This window comes from uncultured Thermosynechococcus sp., assembly GCF_938074695.1.
In the GTDB taxonomy this organism is placed as follows: Bacteria; Cyanobacteriota; Cyanobacteriia; order Thermosynechococcales; family Thermosynechococcaceae; genus Thermosynechococcus.
On record NZ_CALJEM010000037.1, the window covers coordinates 1 to 23,782 of the forward strand.

16 protein-coding genes are annotated in these 23,782 nt (G+C 55.3%); 9 read left to right on the forward strand and 7 right to left on the reverse strand.

The window, feature by feature from the left end:
- From gcvP to Q0683_RS06030, 4 genes are all read left to right on the forward strand, one after another.
- Positions 1–2,828: aminomethyl-transferring glycine dehydrogenase (gene gcvP / locus Q0683_RS06015; protein WP_366142730.1), on the forward strand; the 2,828-nt coding region annotated here is incomplete at its 5' end.
- A gap of 95 nt (positions 2,829–2,923) precedes the next feature.
- Positions 2,924–4,375, forward strand: a complete 1,452-nt coding sequence (locus tag Q0683_RS06020; protein WP_298611753.1) for a cytochrome ubiquinol oxidase subunit I — start codon at positions 2,924–2,926, stop codon at positions 4,373–4,375.
- A 10-nt stretch (positions 4,376–4,385) separates the two neighbouring features.
- Positions 4,386–5,399, forward strand: a complete 1,014-nt coding sequence (gene cydB / locus Q0683_RS06025) for a cytochrome d ubiquinol oxidase subunit II (RefSeq protein ID WP_298976794.1) — start codon at positions 4,386–4,388, stop codon at positions 5,397–5,399.
- 370 nt (positions 5,400–5,769) lie between these two features.
- Complete coding sequence (locus Q0683_RS06030; RefSeq protein WP_298976796.1) at positions 5,770–6,600, forward strand: Tab2/Atab2 family RNA-binding protein; 831 nt, start codon at positions 5,770–5,772, stop codon at positions 6,598–6,600.
- Here the strand turns inward: Q0683_RS06030 and Q0683_RS06035 are convergent, their stop codons facing one another.
- From Q0683_RS06035 to Q0683_RS06050, 4 genes are all read right to left on the reverse strand, one after another.
- Positions 6,601–8,082, reverse strand: a complete 1,482-nt coding sequence (locus tag Q0683_RS06035; protein ID WP_298976798.1) for a hypothetical protein — start codon at positions 8,080–8,082, stop codon at positions 6,601–6,603.
- Positions 8,082–9,170, reverse strand: coding sequence for a PstS family phosphate ABC transporter substrate-binding protein (locus tag Q0683_RS06040; protein ID WP_298613852.1), 1,089 nt, complete (start codon positions 9,168–9,170; stop codon positions 8,082–8,084). Before Q0683_RS06040 ends, Q0683_RS06035 begins: the two co-directional genes overlap by 1 nt.
- Before the next feature lie 64 nt (positions 9,171–9,234).
- Complete coding sequence (locus Q0683_RS06045) at positions 9,235–10,599, reverse strand: glycosyltransferase family 2 protein (protein ID WP_298613854.1); 1,365 nt, start codon at positions 10,597–10,599, stop codon at positions 9,235–9,237.
- Positions 10,520–11,527, reverse strand: coding sequence for a radical SAM protein (locus tag Q0683_RS06050; protein WP_298613856.1), 1,008 nt, complete (start codon positions 11,525–11,527; stop codon positions 10,520–10,522). The genes Q0683_RS06045 and Q0683_RS06050 overlap by 80 nt, the downstream gene beginning before the upstream one ends.
- A gap of 286 nt (positions 11,528–11,813) precedes the next feature.
- Between Q0683_RS06050 and Q0683_RS06055 the strand changes: the two genes are divergently transcribed.
- The 3 genes from Q0683_RS06055 to Q0683_RS06065 all read left to right on the forward strand — a co-directional run bounded on the left by Q0683_RS06055 (position 11,814) and on the right by Q0683_RS06065 (position 16,871).
- The gene (locus Q0683_RS06055) at positions 11,814–12,122 is read left to right on the forward strand and encodes a Mo-dependent nitrogenase C-terminal domain-containing protein (protein WP_298613858.1); all 309 of its coding nucleotides are present in this window, start codon (positions 11,814–11,816) and stop codon (positions 12,120–12,122) included.
- A 148-nt stretch (positions 12,123–12,270) separates the two neighbouring features.
- Complete coding sequence (gene secA / locus Q0683_RS06060; RefSeq protein WP_298613860.1) at positions 12,271–15,060, forward strand: preprotein translocase subunit SecA; 2,790 nt, start codon at positions 12,271–12,273, stop codon at positions 15,058–15,060.
- Positions 15,061–15,143: 83 nt separating this feature from the next.
- Positions 15,144–16,871: a phosphodiester glycosidase family protein gene (locus tag Q0683_RS06065; RefSeq protein ID WP_298976801.1), complete on the forward strand. Its 1,728-nt coding sequence runs from the start codon at positions 15,144–15,146 to the stop codon at positions 16,869–16,871.
- Here the strand turns inward: Q0683_RS06065 and Q0683_RS06070 are convergent.
- Both Q0683_RS06070 and Q0683_RS06075 read right to left on the reverse strand, forming a co-directional pair.
- Positions 16,868–18,022 carry a M23 family metallopeptidase gene (locus Q0683_RS06070; protein ID WP_298614396.1) on the reverse strand — a complete coding sequence of 385 codons (1,155 nt, stop codon included), beginning with the start codon at positions 18,020–18,022 and terminating at the stop codon, positions 16,868–16,870. The two genes, Q0683_RS06065 and Q0683_RS06070, sit on opposite strands and share 4 nt — an antisense overlap.
- 48 nt (positions 18,023–18,070) lie before the next feature.
- The gene (locus Q0683_RS06075; RefSeq protein ID WP_298614398.1) at positions 18,071–19,396 is read right to left on the reverse strand and encodes a cobyrinate a,c-diamide synthase; all 1,326 of its coding nucleotides are present in this window, start codon (positions 19,394–19,396) and stop codon (positions 18,071–18,073) included.
- Positions 19,397–19,552: 156 nt separating this feature from the next.
- Here Q0683_RS06075 and Q0683_RS06080 point away from each other — a divergent pair, with 156 nt between their 5' ends.
- Positions 19,553–21,751 (forward strand): phosphoketolase, encoded by a 2,199-nt coding sequence (locus tag Q0683_RS06080; RefSeq protein WP_298614400.1) that lies wholly within the window; start codon positions 19,553–19,555, stop codon positions 21,749–21,751.
- Positions 21,752–21,757: 6 nt separating this feature from the next.
- Positions 21,758–22,948 (forward strand): Coenzyme F420 hydrogenase/dehydrogenase, beta subunit C-terminal domain, encoded by a 1,191-nt coding sequence (locus Q0683_RS06085; RefSeq protein ID WP_298976804.1) that lies wholly within the window; start codon positions 21,758–21,760, stop codon positions 22,946–22,948.
- Between the two features lie 63 nt (positions 22,949–23,011).
- Here Q0683_RS06085 and Q0683_RS06090 read toward each other — a convergent pair.
- On the reverse strand, positions 23,012–23,782 hold a 771-nt coding region (locus tag Q0683_RS06090; protein WP_298976806.1), incomplete at its 5' end, for a photosystem II q(b) protein.

Consider the following 23,782-nt stretch of genomic DNA (forward strand, 5'->3'; position numbering starts at 1 on the left):
AGGCAGAATTTGTGGCGCGGCACATTGGGATTACGCCTGCCGATTTACCCGAAATGTTGAGCCTGTTGGGGTATGGCAGCCTTGAGGAACTGATCAATGCCGTCATTCCCCTTGGGATTCGCCTACAGCGTCCCTTGGCCCTAGGGGAGGGCCTAGGAGAAGTAGCGGCACTGCAAAAGTTGCGCACCATTGCCGAAAAAAACCAAGTTTGGCGCAGCTACATTGGCATGGGCTACTACAACTGCATTACTCCTGCGGTAATTCAGCGCAATATTTTGGAAAATCCCGGCTGGTACACTGCCTATACTCCTTACCAAGCAGAAATTGCCCAAGGACGCCTAGAGGCGCTCCTCAACTTTCAAACCCTGGTGAGCGATCTCACCGCGTTACCCATTGCCAATGCCTCCCTCCTTGATGAAGCAACGGCTGCCGCTGAAGCCATGACGCTGAGCCTAAATGCCTGCCGTCAAAAGGGAGCCAAGCGCTTTTTGGTGGCGCAGGATTGCCATCCCCAAACCCTCGCTGTTTTGCGGACGCGGGCACTGCCGCTGGGAATTGAGCTTGTGCCCGTCGATCCCCTTGGGGAGGAATTGCCTTGGGAGAATGCTTTTGGTCTGCTCCTGCAATATCCCGCTAGCGATGGGGCGGTGCGATCGCCCCAAGCTTTAATTGCCGCTGCCCATGAGCAGGGACTGTTGGTGACCGTGGCCACCGACCTCCTTGCCCTAACCCTGTTGACACCGCCGGGTGAATTGGGAGCCGACATTGCCGTGGGCAGTTCTCAGCGGTTTGGCGTGCCCTTGGGCTACGGGGGTCCCCATGCCGCCTTCTTTGCCACCCGTGAGGAGTTCAAACGCCAGCTACCCGGACGACTGGTGGGAGTTTCCCATGACGCCCTTGGGCAAAAAGCCTTGCGCCTTGCCCTGCAAACGCGAGAACAGCACATTCGTCGCGAAAAGGCGACCAGTAACATCTGCACTGCCCAAGTCCTTTTAGCAGTTGTTGCCAGTATGTACGCCGTCTATCATGGCCCAGAGGGGCTGCGGCAAATTGCTGAGCGCATCCATCAACGGGCAGTGACCCTGGGGGCGAGCTTAGAAGCAGCAGGCTATCAGCTCTACCATTCGGAATTTTTTGACACCCTGCGCATTGGCTTGGGGAACCTGCCAGTACAGGTGCTCAGGGAGCGGGCAGCGGCGGCGCAAATTAACCTGCGCTACTTTGACGATGGCAGTGTGGGCATTAGCCTGGATGAGACCACCACCGAGCAAGATGTTGTGGATCTCTTGAAACTCTTTGGGGCACCGCCAGTGGCCGGATCAGGGGGCGATCGCCTGCCGCCAACCCTAAAACGCCAATCGGTTTACCTGCAGCACCCGGTCTTTCAGGAATACCACAGTGAACACGCCCTGCTGCGCTACATGCACCGCCTTCAGGCCAAAGATCTCTCCCTTACCACCTCAATGATCCCCCTGGGTTCCTGCACGATGAAGCTGAATGCGGCGGCGGAAATGCTGCCCATCAGTTGGCCAGAATTCAATCAACTGCATCCTTTCGTGCCGCCAGAGCAAGCCCAAGGCTATCGGCAACTGTTTCAAGAGCTAGAGGCCATGCTGGCGGAAATCACGGGCTTTGAGGCCATTTCTCTACAGCCCAATGCTGGCTCCCAAGGGGAATATGCGGGACTCTTGGTGATTCGCCAGTACCACCACAGCCGCGGCGAACCCCAGCGCAATGTCTGTTTAATTCCCACCTCGGCCCATGGCACCAATCCGGCCAGTGCGGTGATGGCCGGCATGCAAGTGGTGGCAGTCAATTGTGATGCCCAAGGCAATATTGATGTGGCAGATTTAGCGGCCAAGGCGGAAACCTATAGCGATCGCCTAGGGGCGTTGATGATCACCTATCCTTCCACCCATGGGGTGTTTGAAACGGAAATTCGCCAAATTTGTGAGATTATCCATCGCTACGGTGGTCAGGTGTACATGGATGGTGCCAACATGAATGCCCAAGTGGGGCTATGCCGTCCAGGGGACTTTGGTGCCGATGTCTGCCATTTGAATTTGCACAAAACCTTTTGCATTCCCCATGGGGGTGGTGGCCCAGGGGTAGGCCCAATCGGAGTGAAAGCCCACTTGGCGCCCTTTTTGCCCACAACCCGCCTAATTCCTCAAGGGGCAGAAATTGGCCCAGTGACTGCCGCCCCTTGGGGCAGTGCCAGTATTTTGCCGATTTCTTGGATGTACATCACCCTGATGGGAGGGACAGGGCTAACGCGCGCCACCGCGATCGCCATTCTCAATGCCAACTACGTTGCCAAGCGCCTTGAACCCTACTATCCCGTTCTTTACAAAGGTGCCCATGGTCTCGTTGCCCATGAGTGCATTCTCGATTTGCGTCCTCTGAAGAAGTCGGCGGGGATCGAGGTGGAAGATGTGGCTAAACGACTCATGGACTACGGTTTCCATGCTCCCACCGTCTCTTGGCCCGTACCGGGAACCATGATGATTGAACCCACCGAAAGTGAAACCAAGGCGGAACTAGATCGCTTTTGTGACGCCATGATTGCCATCCGTCGGGAAATTGCGGAGATTGAGGCGGGGGTGAGCGATCCCCAGCAAAACCCCCTGAAAAATGCCCCCCATCCAGCCCTGATGCTGGCTCAAGACCCTTGGCCCTATCCCTACTCGCGGGAGGTGGCCGCCTACCCCGCCCCCTGGCTGCGGGAGTATAAATTCTGGCCGGCCGTTGCCCGCATTGACAATGCCTATGGCGATCGCCATCTAGTGTGTAGCTGCTCAACCCCCATCACGGCTCCAGAGTCTTAAGCAAAGCTGAAATTTCGCCAACGGTTCCCCATTTTCCTTGTCGAAGCTGAAAGGAGGTTGCTAAAAGTAAGGCAGGTCAACCCCTAGGTGGTCTTATGACACTGGATAGCCTCGACACCGTTGTTCTCTCCCGCTGGCAGTTTGCCCTCACGGCGATGTTTCACATGCTCTGGCCGGTGTTAACGACAGGCATGAGTATTTACCTTGTGGTCATTGAGGGCCTGTGGCTGAAAACCAAAAACCTTGCTTACTATCACCATGCGCGCTTTTGGTCAAAGCTATACATCCTCAACTTCGGGATTGGCGTGGCCTCGGGACTGCCCATGGCCTTTCAGTTTGGGCTAAACTGGGCACCCTTCTCGGAAGCGGTGGGAGATTTCTTCGGTACCGTTTTGGGCTTTGAGGGCACCATGGCCTTCATGCTGGAAGCCAGTTTCCTAGGCATTATGATCTTTGGCTGGCAACGGGTGCCCCCCGTGATGCACTGGATTTCGACCATCTGTGTTGCTTTTGGTGCTAACCTCTCCACCTTCTGGATTCTCACGGCCAACTCATGGCTCCAGACCCCTGCTGGGGGGGTGTTCGTCGAGGGTAAATTCCGCGTTCAGGACTACTTCCAAGCGATCGCCAACCCCTTCATGGTCAAGAGCTTTGCCCACATGTTCTTTGCCACGCTTGAAACTTCGCTCTTTGTCATTGGCGGCATCAGTGCTTGGTATTTGCTACAAAACCGGCTGCCTAATTTCTTTACCAAATCCCTCAAGATCGTGTTGGTGATGGCCTTGGTGATTGCCCCCCTGCAAGTTTTTGTCGGCCACCTGAGTGCTGAGCAGGTCTATCACTACCAACCCGCCAAATTAGCCGCCATGGAAGCCCTGTGGGACACAGTGCCGGCGGGTACCCCTGCGGATTGGAGTTTAATTGCCCTCCCCAATGAGGCCGCACAGGCAAACACCTTTGAGGTGAAAATTCCCGGCCTCCTGAGCTACCTACTGGAACTGAAGCCTAAACTGGAGACGCCAATTCTTGGCTTGAAGGAGTGGGCACCCGGCGATCGCCCGCATCTGGTTGGCCTAATTTACTATTCGTTTCGCCTGATGGTGGCCATTGGTCTTTACCTTGCCGCTCTGGCGATCGCGACTATCTTTGTCTGGTGGCGCACGGGTCTGGAGGGCGATCGCCTCCGCCACTACAAATGGCTCTGGTGGGGCTGGATTTTTGCGGGACCCTTGGGGTACCTGGCAATCGAAGCAGGCTGGATTGTCCGCTGTGTGGGGCGTCAACCCTGGATTGTCTATGGCCAGTTGCGGACAGCGGAAGCGGCTTCCCATTTGCCACCCCAAGTGGTGCTGTTTTCCCTGAGTGGCCTTGTTGCCCTCTACACAATTTTCTTCTTTGCTGCCCTCTTCTTTGGCAGCCGCATTATCCAAAAAGGCCCCAATGTTGCCCTGCCCGTCCCTGGCCTGCAGAATGCCGAACAACTGGAAATTCGCATCAAACTGGCAGAACACCAACCCGATCGCCGTCCCCTAGAGACTCAGCAATAAGGAAGTCGCCATGGAACCGAATCCCCTTGCGCCTTTAGAGCACTTTCTACCTCAGGTCTGGTTTTTTATCCTTGGTCTGTTCCTGTTTTTGTACATTCTCCTCGATGGGTTTGACCTGGGCATTGGTATTCTCTCCCTCACCAGTAGCGATGAACGTCGCCGCAATATCCTCATGACCAGCCTAGGCAATGTTTGGGATGCCAATGAGACGTGGCTGGTATTGATGGGCGGATCGCTGTTTGGCGCCTTTCCCTTGGCCTATGCCACCATTCTCAATGCCCTTTACCTCCCCGCCGTGATTATGGTAGTGGGACTGATTCTGCGGGCGGTGTCCTTTGAGTTTCGTGAGAATGCCAATAATAAGCGGGTGTGGAACCTTGCTTTTGGCATTGGCAGCTTCTTGGCGGCCTTGGGACAAGGCTTTGCGGTGGGCACTGTCTTTGAGGGCATTAAGGTGGATGCGGCAGGTCACTTTGCCGGCGGCATGTGGGATTGGTTGACCTGGCACTCAGTGTTGGTGGCGCTAACCCTGATTCAGGGGTATGTGCTCATTGGCTCAACTTATCTGATTTACAAAACCACGGGTGAATTGCAGCAAACCCACTATCGCACTGCCACGATTGCTGCTTGGACAACGTTCATCGGGGCTGTGTTGATCACCATTAGTGCCCCTCTTTTCCATGAGCATCTGCGTGCCCAACTGTTTCAGCCACCTCTGTTTTACATTTTTGCCGCCATTCCGCTTCTGGGGGTGTTGCTTGTTTTCCTGTTGCTGCGCAGTTTACAAAAACGACAGGAGGTCATGCCCTTGGTGTGGACATTTTTACTGTTTCTCTTGTCCTTTATCGGCTTAGGTTTTGTGATTTTCCCCAATATCATTCCCCCCAGTGTCACCATTTATGAAGCCTCAGCCTCGCCCAGTGCCCAAGTCTTTATGCTGATTTTTGTGGCCTTCTTGATCCCGATTATGCTGGCCTACAATCTCTACAATTACTTGGTGTTCCGGGGCAAAGTTGTGGCCTAGGGATAGAAACAATCCAAGGGAAAACTGCATTGACGCTCATCCCGCTAACGCTATGCCTAACGGCAGGCTCACGCCAACGCGTATAGCAGGAGATTCCCCGTTCACAGAGTCTTGGCTAGATGCCCCAAAGGACACCCCCGCCAGAACCTCTCCAGGGGCATTTTCAGCACTGTCCGCCCGACAGCGCTTCTCGAATATTATAACCTTTAGTCGCTTCTAATGTCACTTAGTCACCTGCACAAAGTACCGGCGCCCCGCCGCTTCACCACCCCCCAAGCCTGCGGCTATGGGCGGAGCACTGCGACGGATTTTGGTAGCAAACTAGAAAAATAAGGGACAATAGCGAGATACAGCCCTTTTGTATCCATCAATGTCTTGCTGGCAAGTTGATCTTTACCGTCGGCCATTGCGTACCCCCAGCGGTCTTGATCTGTGGGAACTGGTGATTTGCAACCCCGAAGACGATTTTTACTATACGACTTTTTGTCCGGAGCCACTGGTGAGCAGTACATGGCTGGTGACAGAGTTCAAAGGTTGTGGTCAGCCTTTACCGGAGCGAATCCAAGTTTTTCGCCCCCAGAGTTTAGGCTTAGTGGAACTGGCCTGCCAAGAACTGCAGATTCCCCTTGAAGCCACGCGCCGCACTCCTGCCCTCAAGCACTACCTGCGTCGGCGCGCTCAGGAGTATCCAAGCCTGAAAACCTATACGGGGGAAGCCTATGATCCCTTGGCAATTGAGCAGCCCCCCCCACTGCCGCTGCCCGAGGATATTTGGGGAGAGTCCTGGCAATTTGCAGCAATTACCCCCCCCGACTTGGAACAATTAATGCAATATCCGCTGCGGATTCTTGCCTTTGACATGGCCATGTTGCCAGAAGCTCTGGGGCTGACCTCAGAGGCCCTGATTCCAGGGATTGTTCTCTACGGCGGTCGCAAGTCCCTCAAGCTTGCCCGTTGGCTTCAAGAGCAGGTGCCCTATCGCTTGGAGTTTGTGCCGGGGCAGCCCTGTGGGGTAGTGTTGCACAGTGGCTTGCGCGATCGCTGGGTTTTTTTGACCTTTGAGAATGCCGAAATGGCCAAAGCAGGAGAACTGTTTCGCGATCGCCTGCGCTCTAGCCAAGGTCTGCACTTTCTGCTCATTCAACCGACCCCCAGTGACGTCACCTACACTGCCCTGTGGTTACTCCAACCCTTGGAATAACTAGCGTCTTAGCTTTAGCTGTTCCTGTTCTAAACGTTCTTGGAGAGCACGGGTTTCATCTAAAACTGTTTCAATGCCTTCAATGTGGGTCTGGCGCACAAAATTAATTTTGACTTCCTCCAGCCACACCACCAGCAGGTCTTGAATTACCTTGCCGATCTCTTCCTCTTGGAGTTCAGCGCTGAGGGTTTGGCCAAATTTTTGGGCCAGTTGACTCACCAGTAATACTCCTTCACGGTGGGAATTACCTTGGTTTTTGCTGGCTTGCTCCAACAGTAGAAAGAGGCGATCGCTCATCTGCTTGGCAAGGGATTGGCGCCAGTGGATGGATAAAGCCTCAAGGGGCGGCATTTCTAGTAAGCGCCGATAGGGGGATGCTTGCCGCAGTAGTTGATCCAAACTGTAGGCTACCAAGGTTTCCACTTCCGGTCGCAGTTGGGGGAGCACACGGTAAATCACCACTTGCCCAACCAAGGCCGCCAACTCCCCTAGTTCGTCTATGTTGTTGAGATGCTGACCGTCTCGGGGGAACCAGCGGCTGAATTGGCCGCGACGAATTGCTTTTTGCAGTTGGCTGAGGACTTGCAGGACCACCACTTCCGAAACATCGGTGGCGATCGCTGCTACTAAGCCTTGAGAAGCCTGCCGTTCAAGGCTATCCAAACAAATAATATCCGCTTGATCAAGGCGAATCGTGACCGGGATCAGCCGCAGCCATGCCCAGGTCGGTGCCAACCACCAAAACGGGAAAAAGAGTAAGACATCGTACCAACGCCAGACCATGGCATCTCGCCAACGCACACCGCGATATTGCCGACTCAGCCAGAACGTCCGCCCCAAGAACTCCACAAAAAAGAGGAGATTAAAGGGAACATCGAGGGTACCAAAGCGGTTGATAAAGTCACCATCCTCCCCATAGGCACGCCAGTAGTTGGTCGCCAGCAGGGGGAGAACTTGTCCCTCAAACCATGTGAGGTTCGCCTGCCAGTCCTTTGCATTGATATACTCCGCACTCCAAAAGCGCGCAAAGGACTGTTTTGCGGAGGCATCGCGACGGCCAAAAACCTTCTGCCGCATTAGGTTCTTAATTTGTTCGAGGGTGCCCGTCTTATTGGCCAAGGCAAAGGGGTCAGTGTCCACCATCGTTGTGCTTTGCTGGCGCAACTGAGCCAACAGCTCTTGAGTGGCTGGGGCGTCCACACCTTGCTCAGCGATCGTTTGCCGTAGCTTGGCGACGGTTGCAATGTAGGCTTGGGTGGTGCGGTGGGGTTCAATACCCTTGATGGGATCGTAGAGGGAAGTAATGGGTAAGGGTTGAGGCAAATAGATGATCCGCTGAATTAGGGGAATACGCACCTTACCCAACAGCCAAAAATCCCGCAGGGGAACATAGGTAAGGTCAAAAAGCACCAAGAGGAAATTGAGGCTGGCGATCGCCACCATGATCCGTTCATAGGTTCGATTGAGGGGCTTGTCAAACATTACCCCCCCAAACGGAGGCGAACGTAGCCCGCCTGTTCAATCAGTAATTGGCCTTGATCGCTCAGCAATAAATTGGCATAGGCTCGGCCGGCTTGGGCATCCAGCGTGTTATCGTCCTTGGCAATCACAAAGAGACGGCGGGTAATGGGGTACGTCCCATCTTGAAATGCTCTGTGGTTGAGAACATTGCGCTGCCCTGGGCATTGGCTGGGATCAACATAGGGTTCGCGATAAGGGGGGATGTACTGATTGGGCTGCCGCCCCAAAGGTAAAGGGCGAATTGTACACTGACCAACAATTTCCGGCGCCGATCCATAGTAGATTCCTCCCAAGGTAGTGGACACACGCCGTAGGCCATCGGTGGTATCGCGCACAAGAGTGACATTGGCACCTAAGGGCTGGCCGCCTAGGACTTCCTGGATAAAATACTCCACGGTGCCGCCGTCCTCAGGGCGACGGGAAAATGCCGCAATCGCCAGATTCGGACCTCCCAGTTGGCTCCAATTGGTCAGCTTGCCGGTAAAGATGTCCACCACCTGCTGCACCGTCAATCCGGGGATGTTGAGGCGGGGGTGAACCGCGATCGCCAGTCCGTCAATGGCTACCGGAATTTCCACCAACTTTAGTCCTTTAGCCGCTGCTTCCTGTCGCTCTTGGGAATTTAGAGGCCGCGAGGATTGGGCAAATGCCAACTGACCGTTCAGCAACATGCGGATACCACTTCCCGAACCGGGGGTGCCGCTTGGCGGGTTCGTATAGCGCAACTGAAAATTCGGCCAAACCCGTAGGAAAACGGGATCGACCACCCCTCGAATTGGTGCCCACGTGGTGCTACCACCATAGGCAAATATGCCGTTGGGAACTCCCTTGACCTCGTTAAATGTTTTGGCTGCTGGCTCAGCAGCAACCTCAGGACTAGCAGTGGATGTTGGCGGCGAAGGCTGCGAGCCAATATTATTTAGAAACTGGGGCAAGAGGTTCTGACGACCCAGTAACCGCATCACTAACACCCCACCTACCCCCAGCAGCCCCAATGTAAAAACTAAGGAAACGAACAGGGCAAAAACATTAGAATTGCTGCGTGCCATAGATAACCTTTGGGAATGATCTCGCCCCTAGCCTACCGCAACTTGAGGCTCCCAAGAACAGCATCTAGGTGCCATAGTGCAGGGTTTTGACCCACTTGAGCCGCTTAGCCCGTAACGCCATGCGCAGCGTGGTCGTACTCACCACCGGTAGCCAATGGAGCATATAGAGCGTCCCCCGTAAACTTTGCCAAAAGAGTTGCCAGATGCTCACTGATTGCGTCTGGGGAATGCCTCGCCACATGCCCACCAGTGAAATTGTAAAGCTCAGCGTTGTAAGGGGAAGAAGCAAGGGGCTGCGGTGGCGCAGCACAGCCATCAGCAAATCGGGAATGGTTGCCGTGGGAATAGCATACTTAATCAAAAACCAGCAGAAAACATCCCAGCTTTTTTGCCAGCCTAAGCGATTGCGCAGTAGGGGCTGCCAGTAGTCGAGATAACTTTGGTAGCCTCCCTCGCTCCAGCGATTGCGTTGGTGCCACAGAGCCATCAATGTGGTTACCCCCTCCTCCTGCACCGCTGGATGCATGAGCAGATCAATCTCCCAACCGTGGAGATGCAGCTTTAGGCTAAGGTCTAGATCATCGGTGATGGTTTCTTCATTCCAGCCGCCACAGCGCTCTAGGGCTTGCCGCCGCACAAATTGGCCATTGCCCCGCAGTTCCCCCATGCCGCCACAGGCAATCCGCTGCTGTTGATAGTAGGCATCGAGGATCATTTCTGCGGCTTGGCCTTGGGTCAGCACGTTGACGTCGGCATTACTGATGGCTTTACGCACTTGGACAGCGCCGACACTGGCCACTTGAAAGCGGTTGACCACCTGTTGCAATAAATCTTGGGGTACTGTGGCATCGGCATCAAAGACGCCGATGATCTCCCCCCGTGTCAGGGGTAGGACTTGATTGAGGGCACCGGATTTGCCGCCCCCCGCCCCGGGCAGCCGTCGCAGCACCTTTAGTTGGGGATACTGTTGTTGAAGTTCTTTCAAGATGTTGGGAGTGCGATCGCTACTGTTATCGTCAATGATCCACACTTCATAGCAGGGATAATCCAAGCAGCAGAGATTCTTGACAAGGCGACCAATGACCGCTTCTTCATCTTTTGCCGCCACCACCAACGACACCATGGGCTGCAGCTTTTCCACCGTCTCTGCGGCGGGGAGAGTTTGTGGCCTAACCCGCCAGTAGCGCAGCGTTTGCACACTCATCAACAGCGTTAAAACATAAATGAGCCAAATGCCGCCCACAATTAGGTGAAGGGCGATTGTACTGCCCCAAATCAGAGATAGCGCTAGGAAAGCCTTGCGGCGGCGACCCTCAGAACGCGGTTGTAATGGAGGACTTTCTGGGGCGTCAACCCACTCCGACAGCAGTTCGTCGAGGGGATCGGCTTCGTTGTAGAAACTGTTTTCGGGCCAGGAATTCTCCGGCATAGGTCACCTGATTGAGAAACCAGTACTTATCCACTCCCATAAAGAAGCTGGGAATGAGATAACACCACACTGTGCAGCCTTCGCAGACGGAGAGTCGGCCTTGGGAGCGGCGATACTCCTCCACCACCTCAGAGGACTTGTACAGTTCGTACAGGCGGCCATTGATGGGGACTCTCTTCTGCGCAAAGTGGTAGCACGGTAGCAGCAACTCATCATTGGGGGAGATGGCAATGACGGCATCCACCGCCTTGCAACGGGGATTTCGGGGATTGTTTCCCCCCGCGCGGATGAGGGCTAATGCTGCTTTATTGTAACCAACATTGTTATACTTCTTCGCGTTTTGTTCAATGCTGTCGGCAATTTCAGGGGTGGGGTTCTTCTTGTTGTTGTAGTTTTCATGGGCAGTGAAAGCGGGGTTCAACCAAACCCGTACCCCTAGACTTTGGGCAAACTCCGCCACCTCACCAATTCGTTCGTAATTTTGGGCGGTGACGGTATGGTTCAGCACCGGATACTCACCCAGCTCAAGGGCAATTTTGACGGACTCCACCAGCGTGTCAAAAATTTTCACGCCCCGCGACTGATCATGGGTGGCGGCATCAGGCCCATCGAGGGAGAAATTCAAGAAATCCACCAAGCCCTGAATTTCTCTAGCACGACGAGGATAGAGAATCGTGTTTGTCGTCATGCTGGTCATGAAACCGAGGCGCTTGGCTTCACGGTAGATGGCCGGAGCATCGGCACGCAGCAGTGGTTCGCCCCCTGTAAAGTCCACATATTTCACCCCCAAACGTTTCAAATCGCGGAGATTGGTTTGGATGGCGCTAAAATCAGCTTCTTTGCCCGGCTCCAATGCCCAAATGTCGCAAAAGTGGCAACGGGCGTTACAGCGGTAGGTCAGGTAGTAGTTAGCAACCAGTGGACTCATTGAGAATCTTCCTTCATGAATTCAAGCAAGGCCAAGATGAGTGGGCAAAAGTAGTAAATAAGTTTATGCAAGCAATTGAAAAGTTTCTAGATAAAACTTCATCGGAGTTTGAGTTGCTCAACAGTCTAGCACTCCGCGGAGCTAGGGAATGGAGATCTCTCCCTTGAACAAGTTGCAAGTTTAGCAATGCTTATTATTGATAAACATTTTTTATATCAAAAATGGATTGCTATTTGCTTAGGTTATCCTTTACCGTGAGGGCATGCCTAATAGTGAGGACAGCTCCATGAATCAACTCCTTGGCCAACGCCTGCTCAGTTCTTTAACGACCAAAATCCGTCAGTGGCTACTGACTTATCCGATTACAACGCCAGCGATCGCCCACCGCATCTGCCGATTGATTCCCGCCCAATGCCCCTTTGCCCGCACCTTCTTCCTATTTGGTCGTCCGGTTCTCACCATTCCCCCCCTCTGTAAACTCAATCCCTTTTACGAAGAGGTCATGATGCTGCGGTTTCGTGCCCTCACCTACCTCAGCGATGTTTGCCAAGAGGACATCGGCCAATACAGCTCTTTTCTAAAAACCATGGGATAGGTAAAGGGATGCAATCCTCCGCCATAGTAACGTTCACGGTTTCGAGCGTGTCCTATCTCTGTGCAAAGGGCTGTAGGTCTAGGCAGCGAGGAACTGGCAGTTGCTATACGATTAAAATGTATAGCTCTGTATCCGTGGTACCCGTCGCATGCTGAAAGCCCTATTTGGCGATCCCAATCAGCGCAAGATTAAAAAGTATCAACCCCTTGTGGTGGAGATCAACCTGCTGGAGGAGCAAATTCAGCAGCTAAGCGATAGTGAGCTACAGGCAAAGACGGCCGAGTTTCGGCAGCGACTCGACAATGGTGAGACCCTCGATGACCTGCTGCCAGAGGCCTTTGCCGTGGTGCGCGAAGCCTCACGCCGGGTCTTGGGGATGCGCCACTTTGATGTCCAGCTCATCGGTGGCATGATTCTCCACGAGGGTCAGATTGCCGAAATGAAAACGGGGGAAGGAAAAACCCTGGTGGCCACGCTCCCGGCTTATCTCAACGCCTTGACGGGCAAAGGGGTACACATTGTTACCGTCAACGACTATCTGGCACGGCGGGATGCGGAATGGATGGGGCAGGTGCATCGCTTTTTGGGTCTAACAGTCGGGCTGATTCAGCAGCAAATGGCACCCCAAGAGCGGCAGAAAAGCTATGCCTGCGATATTACCTATGCCACCAACAGCGAAATCGGCTTTGACTACCTGCGGGACAATATGGCCACCTCCATGGCTGAGGTGGTACAGCGACCCTTTAACTACTGCATTATTGACGAGGTGGATTCAGTCCTGATTGATGAAGCCCGCACGCCCCTGATTATTTCGGGTCAAGTGGAGCGTCCCACCGAGAAGTATCTCAAGGCGGCGGAGGTCGCCCGTCTCCTAAAAAAAGACGAGCACTACGAGGTGGATGAAAAAGCCCGCAATGTGCTGATGACCGATGAGGGGTTTATCGAGGCAGAGAAGTTGCTAGGTGTCAGCGATCTCTATGACCCCCAAGACCCTTGGGCGCACTACATTTTCAATGCCATTAAGGCAAAAGAACTCTTTCAGCGGGATGTGAACTACATTGTCCGCAATGGCGAAGTGGTGATTGTGGATGAATTCACGGGACGGGTCATGGTGGGTCGCCGCTGGAGTGATGGCCTGCATCAGGCAATCGAAGCCAAAGAAGGCCTCGAAATTCAAAATGAGTCCCAAACCCTCGCCACGATTACCTACCAAAATCTCTTTTTGCTCTATCCGAAGTTGGCGGGGATGACAGGGACGGCCAAGACCGAAGAGGCAGAATTCGAGAAAATCTACAAGCTAGAAGTGACGGTGGTGCCCACGAATCGCCCCAGTCAACGGCGAGATTTTCCCGATGTGGTTTATAAAACAGAGCGGGGTAAATGGTTGGCGGTAGCTGCTGAATGCGCCGAGGTGCACGCCACAGGGCGGCCAGTGTTGGTGGGGACTACCAGTGTGGAGAAGTCCGAGCTATTGTCACAACTGCTGCGGGAGCAGGGAATTCCCCACAACCTGCTCAATGCCAAGCCGGAAAATGTGGAACGGGAAGCGGAAATCATTGCCCAAGCAGGGCGCAAGGGGGCGGTAACCATCTCAACGAACATGGCAGGCCGCGGTACCGACATTATTTTGGGTGGCAACGCCGACTACATGGCACGCCTCAAGGTGCGGGAATACTTTATGCCTCGCATTGTCATGCCCCCCAGTGATGACCCAATGATGCTCTTGGGGCTGAAAATGGATCGCGGCGGTGGCCAAGGCTTTAGTCAGGCGGCGCAGAAAAACTGGAAGGCTTCGCCGGGACTCTTTCCCTGTGAAATTAGTCAGGAGGCGGAAAAGTTGCTGCGCCAGGCGGTGGAGTTAGCAGTCAAGACCTATGGCGAGCGCAGTCTGCCTGAGTTGCAGGCGGAGGATATGCTGGCGATCGCCTCGGAGAAAGCGCCCACCCAAGACCCCGTGATTCAAGCTCTGCGGAATGCCTTTAACCGTATCCGTGAAGAGTATGAGGTGGTCACCAAAAAAGAACACGAAGAAGTGGTAGCCCTCGGTGGTTTACACGTGATCGGTACCGAACGCCATGAATCGCGGCGGATTGATAACCAGTTGCGAGGCCGCGCAGGACGCCAAGGCGACCCCGGTTCAACGCGCTTTTTCCTGAGTTTGGAGGATAACCTATTGCGCATCTTCGGGGGCGATCGCATTGCTAGCATCATGAATGCTCTGCGCGTTGATGAGGACATGCCCATTGAATCCAAACTCCTCACCCGCAGCTTAGAAAATGCCCAGCGTAAGGTGGAAACCTACTACTACGACATCCGCAAGCAGGTCTTTGAGTACGACGAAGTGATGAATAACCAGCGGCGAGCCATCTATGCGGAGCGGCGGCGGGTGCTGGAAGGGGAAGACCTTAAGGATCGGGTGCTGGAGTATGCCGAGAAAACCATGGACGACATTATCGCCGCCTACGTCAATCCCGACTTGCCCCCAGAGGAATGGGATTTGGAGGGTCTGGTGGCCAAGGTACAGGAATTTGTCTATTTGCTTGCGGATCTGCGCCCTGAGCATCTGGCCCATCTGAGCGTGCCGGAAATGCAGGCCTTTTTGCATGAGCAAGTGCGCACGGCCTACGAGCAAAAAGAAGCGGAAATTGAGCGCATCCAACCCGGCCTGATGCGGCAGGCGGAACGGTTCTTTATCCTGCAGCAAATTGACCTGCTGTGGCGGGAGCACCTACAACAGATGGATGCCCTGCGGGAGTCGGTGGGCTTGCGTGGTTATGGCCAAGAAGACCCCCTCATTGAGTACAAGCGGGAGGGCTATGAACTGTTCTTGGACATGATGGTGGCCATCCGCCGCAATGTGGTGTACTCCCTCTTCCAGTTCCAGCCCCAAGTGGCACCGCCGCCAGAGGAAGTTTCCTCCCCTTCCGATCAGACCTAGCGGAGGCGGGTTACTGGGGCAACCTTGAGGGGGAGAAAGGCATCTATACTGACCAGTCTCAGTATGGGTGTAGAGGATTGAGCGTGTCTGCAGGATTGGTTTATCGGGCCTGGGGAGGCGGGATTGTTGTTGCGATCGCCAGCACAAGTATTGCTTTGGGGCAGGTGCTAGAGGGCGATCGCCTGAACTTAAATGGCCGCGACTACCCCGTGGCGTGGCAGCAGTGGCGCGATTCCCAAAATCAACTGCGCACGGGCATTAGCGATGGGGGACTTGCCCACCGCTTGGGGGTGCTCCTTGGGGATACCACAGATCCCTTTCAGCAGCCGGTGGCTTGGTTTCAACCGCAATTGAGTCCCTTGGCGGTTCGCTTTAGTGCCAATGGGATGTATCGCTACTTGGACATTACACCGTGGATTGAGCAATACCAGTGGCAGGTGCAACCCCAGGGCAATACGCTCCAAATCAATACTCCCCCAGCGCGCATTCTCCATTGGCGACAGGGACGACAACCTTGGGGCGATCGCTGGGTCTTTGAATTAGACCGCCCTACCCCTTGGCAGGTGAATCGGCTAACATTTAGCCGCAGTGGTCTGACCCCGCGGGATTTTAGCCTGACCATTGAAGCCAGCGGCCAGTTGGCGACAATTCCCAATGTCAAGGTTACCGCTACCCCCAACCGCACCGTCCTAGAAACCCAAATTCCCGGCACAGCTCGCCCGGTGGCCTCAATGCTCCTAAACCCCACCCGTCTGGTGATTGATTTTCGCAGTGATGCGCCTCCACCCCGTACAATTCAATGGGCACCGGGCCTGCGCTGGCAACAACAAACCGTTACCCTCGGCAATCACCAGTTCCCTGTGGATCTGCTGATCATTGACCCCCAGCAGCCAGGGTTGCGTCTGCGCCCCTTGACCCCTCAGCCAACCACCGTAGTAGGACTGGCCACTCTCCCTGAGCTAGCTCAAACATGGGGAGCGGCTGCGGCAATCAATGCCGGCTTCTTTAATCGCGATCGCCAAGCGCCTCTGGGGGCAATTCGCAGTGAGGGCAACTGGCTTGCCGGCCCCATTCTCAATCGCGGTGCCATTGGCTGGGACGATCGCGGCCGAATTACTGTAGGCCGTCTGAGTTTGCAGCAGCGGCTAAGAACACCTGCGGGCACATTCCCCATTGTCACGTTCAATTCTGGCTATGTCCAAGGTGGTCTTGCCCTCTATACCCCCCGCTGGGGCGCAAGTTACCAAGGGAAAACGGCTAGCGAAGTGGTCATTAGCGTGCGCAATCAGCAAGTGGTGGGGCAGGAAGCCATCAAGGTTAATCAAGCGGTTCCTATTCCTCCCGACGGCTTTCTTTTAGTTGTCCGTAACTTTTCTGCTGCCTTGGCCAGCTTTCCTGGGGGGGCTAAGGTGGAACTGGAAACGACTGCTGTGCCCGCTGTTTTTAACACCATCCCCAACATTGTCGGTGCGGGGCCTCTGCTTGTGGATCAGGGGCGCGTGGTCTTGAATGCAGCACTGGAGCAATTTGGTAGGGGGTTGGATGCGCAGGCAGCGCCCCGCAGTGCCATGGGCAATCGCCCCGATGGCAGCATTGTCTGGGTCACGACCCACAATCGGGTGGGCGGCATGGGACCTACCCTTGCCGAATGGGCACAAATTGTCCGCCAGTTGGGCTTGATCAATGCGGTGAATCTAGATGGCGGTAGTTCGACGGCTCTCTACCTGGGCGGGGTCTTGGTGGATCGCCATTCTGTAACAACGACTAGGGTTAACAATGCCATTGGTGTCTTTTGGCAACCCACCCCTTAGAGATAGGCCAAAGGATCAGTGGGTTCACCGTTCAAGCGCACCTCAAAGTGGAGGTGGGGGCCTGTTGAGAGACCCGTAGAGCCAACCTCGGCAATGGGCTGCCCCTGTTGCACAAATTGGCCTTCTCGCACAAGCAATCGCTGGGCATGGGCATAGAGGGTCGTCATGCCGCCGCCATGATCGAGAATGACGGTTTGGCCGTAGCCCCCTGACCAGTCGGCAAAGATCACCCGCCCCGCGGCGGCTGCATAAATGGGGGTGCCAAAGTCAGCGCCAAAGTCCACACCAGTGTGGAAACGCTCTGTGCCCAGAATGGGGTGAATCCGCCAGCCAAAGGGACTGGTTATTGGTGCTTGTACAGGATAGGCAAGCCGGCCACTGCGGTGCAGAGGTGGGAGTCCCCTAGGGACGTAACCGAGGCGCTGGTGAATTAGTTGCTGAATGGCGGCACTATCACGGGTCAGTTGGGCTTCTATGGCGGCAAGGGCTTGGCGATCGCTCCTGAGGCGAGCAATGAGTTGCCGCTGGTTAGCCGCTTCGCGCTCATAAATGGCCCGTTGCTGTTGCAGTTGTTGCCGCAGGGCTTGAATAAAGTGCTGCTGCCTCTGAATCTGCCGCTCCTGCTGCTGAAGCTGCTGGCGATCGCGCACTAGGGCAGCTAAATGCCGGCGATCGCGCGCATACACTTGGCGCAGGCGACCCTGTTGCGTCAGCCAATCGTTGAGGGTTGCCGCCTCAAAGATCAAGGCCCATTGGGGAATTGCGCGGTAGCGCTGTAGCCACCGCAGGCGATCGCGAATCACGGCCACACTGGCTTCGTAGCGGCGGCGAAGAGTCTGCTGCCGAGCCTGAAGCTCCCTGAGCAGGGTAGCTGCTGCCTGCAGGCGATCGCCGGCGGCCATTAACTGCTGGGTTGTCTTGTCCACATTGGCTTCTAAGCTCTCAAGGCGATCGCTGGCCGCTGCCTCAAGGCGTTCCAATTGCTGACGCTGCTCACCCACTGCCTGTTGGTGTTGCCGGTGTTCTTGAATCACCCGCTGCCAATATTCCCAGTTCTGGGAGGGAGCCGTTGCCCAGGCAACCAAAGTTACACTGAGGGTCACTAGCAGTCCCAGGCAAAGGTATAGGCCGTAACGGTATGGCTGCGGCATTGTCCCTCCCCAACGACACCTTGAAAAACTACGCCGCCGTAGGTGGCATTATCCAACCTTTGCTGCCTGCTGGAGAAAGCGAATCGCCCACTGCGGATGGCCGCCCCAATGGAGATGGAGATAACTGGCATGGAGGCGAAGATTACCCCAGCCCTCCGGTTCACCGTTCAATTGCCACAGGGGCATTGCTGGCGGCGCACTCAAGTAAGAATAGTGAAATTCATGGCCTTGAACCGTTTCTCCCGCCTGCATACATACGGTTGTTTGCAAAGCCGTGGCTTGGCGATAGCCCAAGGTGAGTTTTTGACCCATGTAAGCCACCGTGGGCAGATGTCCCACAAAGAAATAGTCATCTCCCTCTGGGGTTTGGAGTCCTTGGCTAAGGTACATAAGGCCACCACACTCGGCATAGACGGCTAAGCCCCCTTGAAGGGCCTGCCGCAGGGATTCAAGAAACCCGTGATTTGCCGCCAGTTCGGGGGCAAACACCTCCGGAAAGCCACCCCCCAAGATCAGACCGTCCAGACCTGTGGGCAAGTGGGGATCGTGGAGGGGGGAGACCGGCACTAGCGTTGCTCCCAGAGCTTGGAGCAGATCAAGCATGTCAGCATAGTAGAAGTGGAAGGCGGCATCTTGGGCAATACCAATGGTGACGGGCGGGAGAGGAGAAACCGCAAAAGGAGGGATTGAGGAGGTCACCCCAGGGGCAAGGAGGGGTGTAAGTCGCTCCCAGTCAAAACAGGTTTGTCCCAAATGGGCAAGGCGATCGCCTAGGCGCGGCAATTCTTGGGATTCGTGAGGTGGAACCAAGCCGAGGTGGCGACTGGGAAGTGCGAGGGTCTGATCGCGATAGATAACGCCGAGAATGGGCACGCCCAAGGGGGCAAGGGCGGCCTCTAGGATTTGCCGATGGCGATCGCTGGCCACTTGATTCAAGACAACGCCCACAATCTGGAGTGAGGGATCATAGTGACAAAAACCATAGACCAAAGCCGCCACCGACGCTGCCTGTTTTTGCACATCCAAGACCAGCAGAATGGGGGCGTTCAAGAGTCGGGCAATATGGGCTGTACTCCCCTCAGAACTGCCCCCCCGTCCATCGAATAGCCCCATCACCCCCTCAATCAGCACCGCATCCATTCCCTGACTGTAGTAGCCGACACAGGTGCGGATATAGTCAGCACTTGTTAGCAGGGCATCGAGATTGCGGCAGGGGCGACCACTGAGGGCGGTATGAAAGAGCGGATCAATGTAGTCTGGACCCACCTTAAACGTTTGTACCCGCTGCCCGCGGGCGGTTAATGCTGCATTCAAGGTGAGGGCAACCGTGGTTTTCCCCACACCACTGCGATCGCCCGCAATCACCAACACCATGGTTAATCCTGTTCCCCAAGAAAAATCAATCTATGGCCAAAGTTGCTGTCCTGTCTGCATTTCAGGGAGATTTGCCACCCTAGCAGCCGTAAGAGCGCTCCCCCGCCCCTGTAAGATAGGAGACTAAGCGTGCAATCAACAGTTGGGTCAGGGTCTATGACAGCGGTAACTTCGGTGCCCAGTTTCTGTGAAGGAATCCAGTATTTTGGCAACGATTGGCCGGACTGGGAGCGCTATGGTCAACCCCCCCTCCTAAATGCCCAACAGAGCGCCCTCACAGACTTAGATGCCCCCGAAGCCGCCTATCAAACCCTCCTTTACGCCGATGCCCTCCGCTATCTAGTTTTACAGATGACCGGCAGTAAGGCCTCAGGTCACCCCGGCGGCTTTGCCAGCCAAGCGGAAGCCTATGCAGCGCTGGTGATGCTCGGGCACAAGAATATCATCACGGAGGTGGGGCACCATGCCCCCGGTTTCTACGCCGCCCTCTTCTTGGATCGTTCCCTAGAGAAAATGGGTATTTATACAGTTCAAGACCTGCGCGATCGCTTCCGTGAAAAACATGGCCTACTGGGTCACCTCTCTGGCTACATCCCCGGCGTGCTTGCCCCCGCTGGCCCCCTTGGACAGGGGCAACATTTTGCCATGGCCGCAGCTTGGCTGCACCGTCAGCTCCTCTTCCCCTTCACGTTGGGGGATGGCGGTCTGGGCGAACCCTACGTCATGAGCAGTATGCTGCACTTCCACACCGCTTTTCCCGAGGTCACCAACTTCCTGCCCGTTCTGGTGTGGAATGGCTTTAGTCAAGAGCACCACAGCATGATTTCCACCAAAAGCAATGAGGCCATGATGGCCTATTGGCACGGCAATGGCTTCCAAGAGGTGGTGCTGGTGGATGCCAAGGACTTTGACGATAGTGGCCAAGAAGGGGACTACGTGGACAGCACCCAGTTTTCCTTTGGTCAGCGCTTGGCCTTTATGCAGGCGGTGCTCAAAGGGGTTCAAGAAGCAGCGCGATCGGCCCTTGCTGGCAAGCTCACAGTCTTTATCCTAAAGCAGCTCAAGGGTGCCGGTGTTCACGCCAAGGGGGCAAAATCCCACAACCTCTATGCGCAGCACACCCTCGATAACCCGGAGATTGTCAATGCCCTCAAAGCCCGCGCTCTTGCCCCTGCCGCCTGGGAATTGGTACGCCAAAACTGTGTTGCTGCGGCTGGCGGGCCGGCGGCAGATGTGGTGGTCACTGAGAAAATTTTAGACTTGCCCCCCTTGGGGGAAATTCCCCTGGAAGCCTATGGGTTGGGGGAAAACAAGGTTGCGACAACGGCGATGGGGCGGCTGGTTGCAGTGGTGGGGCAGCGCGATCGCCGCTATCTCATCACGAATGCCGATGGCAACGAAGCCTCTGGAATTGGCAACATTAACCAAGCCCTAAAGATCATTCACCCGACGCCGGATCCCCTTTACAACCAACTGCCCAATGGTCAAGTTTATGAACCCCTCAGCGAGGATGCCTGTGCGGGTCTAGCGGCTGGGCTATGCTTGATGGGCAGCCGCAGTCTTTGGTGCTCCTACGAATCCTTTGCCATCAATGGTCTTCCCATTTGGCAAACGGTCACCCAAGCCATGGCCGAACTGCGGCGACCAACCCCCAGCACAGTTACCCTCTTTACTGCTGGTGCCCTAGAGCAGGGACGCAATGGTTGGACGCATCAACGCCCAGAAATTGAAGCCTACTACGCTGCCCTATTGCGCAATGGCAATGTTTTTGCTCTCTTTCCCCCCGATGCCAACAGCATTCAAGTCTGCTACCGTTGGGCACTGACGGCTCAAAACAAGGGAATTGCCATCTTTGCCAGTAAAACACCGCTGCCCGTGCGCACCACCTTTGCCCAAACAGAACAAGCCCTTGAGGAGGGGGCGGTGACCCTCTACGAGTCTGCTACTGGTAAAGCCACAGTGGTACTGGCAGTAGTTGGGGACATGATTTTGCAACCCGTCTATAGTGCTCTGCCCCAGTTGGAGGAACTGGGCTATCGGGTACGCATTGTCTCGGTGATCAACCCGCGGCGGCTGTACCGCCCCACAGATGTTGCTTGGCAAACCTGTGCTGAACCCGACGGTGGCTTTGCCGATGAGGCCACGTTCCAGCGGCTCTTTGGCGGCGATGCCCTCTTGGGAGTTACAGGGGGAGCGGCTGCACTCTTCGAGCCGATCCTGCTGCGCGCCACCTGCCCCCGCGATGTCTTGGCGTGGCAACGGGGAGAAACCACAGCTAGTCCCGCTGAACTCATGGCCTACAATAGCCTCACTCCCGAAGCGATTTGCGATCGCGCCCGTTCACTGCTGAAGTAAGCGCCCATGACTGCTGCCCATCACAAAGCCCGTGCCCTCAAGCCCGGTAGCCTCCGCCCCGCCAAGGCGCTGTGCAGTGAGTGTGGCCTCTGCGACACCTACTATATCCACTACGTCAAGGACGCCTGTGCCTTCCTCAATCAGCAGTTTGAGCGCCTCGAGCAGCAAAGTCATGGCCGGGCCCGCGATCTTGAGAATTGGGACGAGTGCTACTTTGGCGTGCATCAACAGATGCTGGCTGCTCGTAAAACCGAACCCATTGCGGGGGCGCAGTGGACGGGGATTGTCAGCAGTATTGCCATTGCCCTGTTGGAATCGGGACGAGTGGAGGGCGTTGTCTGTGTTCAAAATAGTGAGCGCGATCGCTTTACCCCCAAGCCCGTGATTGCCCGCAGTCGTGAGGAGATTCTCGCTGCGCGTGTGAATAAACCCACCCTCTCGCCCAATCTTTCTGTGCTGGAGCAGGTGGAGCAATGCGGCCTCAAACGGCTTTTAGTGATTGGCGTGGGCTGTCAAATTCAAGCCCTGCGAGCCATCCAAGACAAACTGGGTCTTGAGAAGCTCTACGTCCTAGGCACGCCCTGTGTGGACAATGTCACCCGTGCCGGTCTGCAAAAATTTCTTGAAACCACGAGCCGCTCCCCTGAAACCGTCATTCACTACGAGTTCATGCAGGACTTTCGGGTGCATTTCAAGCACAGCGACGGCTCCACCGAAACGGTGCCCTTTTTTGGCTTGAAAACCAATCAACTGAAGGACATTTTTGCCCCCTCCTGCATGAGTTGCTTTGACTACGTGAATGGCCTTGCCGATTTGGTGGTAGGCTACATGGGTGCTCCCTTTGGTTGGCAGTGGCTGGTGGTGCGCAATGACCTAGGCCAAGAAATGCTGGATTTGGTTTGGGATCAATTGGAAATCCAGCCCGTGACCAGTGGGGGCGATCGCCACGCTGCCGTGCAACAAAGTATTCCTGCCTACGATAAAGGTGTTACGCTCCCCATGTGGGCGGCCAAACTCGTGGGCCTAGTGATTGAGCGCATTGGCCCCAAAGGGCTTGAATATGCTCGCTTTTCCATTGACTCCCACTTTACCCGCAACTATCTCTATGTGCGGCGCCACTACCCCCAAAAACTAGCGACGCACGTGCCCCCCTTTGCCAAAAAAATTGTGGATCAGTATCAATTGCCCTCCCAGTAATGCAACAAAAACCGCCCCTGAGGGCAGGAGCGGCTGCGTAAAAGTTCAGCAAATGAGCGTTGCTTAGCCGTTGATGCTCGGAGCAATCATGGCTACCGGCGCCGACTCGCCACCGGCCAAGTCGAGGGGGAAGTTGTGGGCATTCCGCTCGTGCATCACTTCCATCCCCAAGTTGGCACGGTTGATGATGTCAGCCCAAGTGTTGATCACGTTGCCTTTGGCGTCAATGACCGAATGGTTGAAGTTGAAGCCATTCAGGTTAAAGGCCATGGTGCTAATGCCAAGGGCAGCAAACCAGACGCCCACCACGGGCCAAGCGGCGAGGAAGAAGTGCAGCGAGCGGCTGTTGTTGAAGCTGGCGTATTGGAAGATCAAGCGACCAAAGTAACCGTGAGCCGCCACAATGTTGTAGGTCTCTTCCTCTTGACCGAACTTGTAGCCATAGTTGGTAGATTCGGTTTCGGTGGTTTCACGGATCAAGCTGGAGGTCACCAGAGAGCCGTGCATAGCAGCAAACAGGGCACCACCAAAGACACCAATCACACCGAGCATGTGGAAGGGGTGCATGAGGATGTTGTGCTCCGCTTGGAACACAATCATGAAGTTGAAGGTGCCGGAAATGCCCAGCATCAAGCCATCAGAGAAGCTACCTTGGCCAATGGGATAGATCAACAACACTGCTGTTGCTGCTGCCACAGGGGCAGAGAAGGCCACAGGAATCCAAGGACGCATCCCCAGACGGTAGCTCAGTTCCCAGTCCCGTCCCATGTAGCAGAATACTCCAATCAGGAAGTGGAACACTACCAACTGGTAAGGTCCACCGTTGTAAAGCCA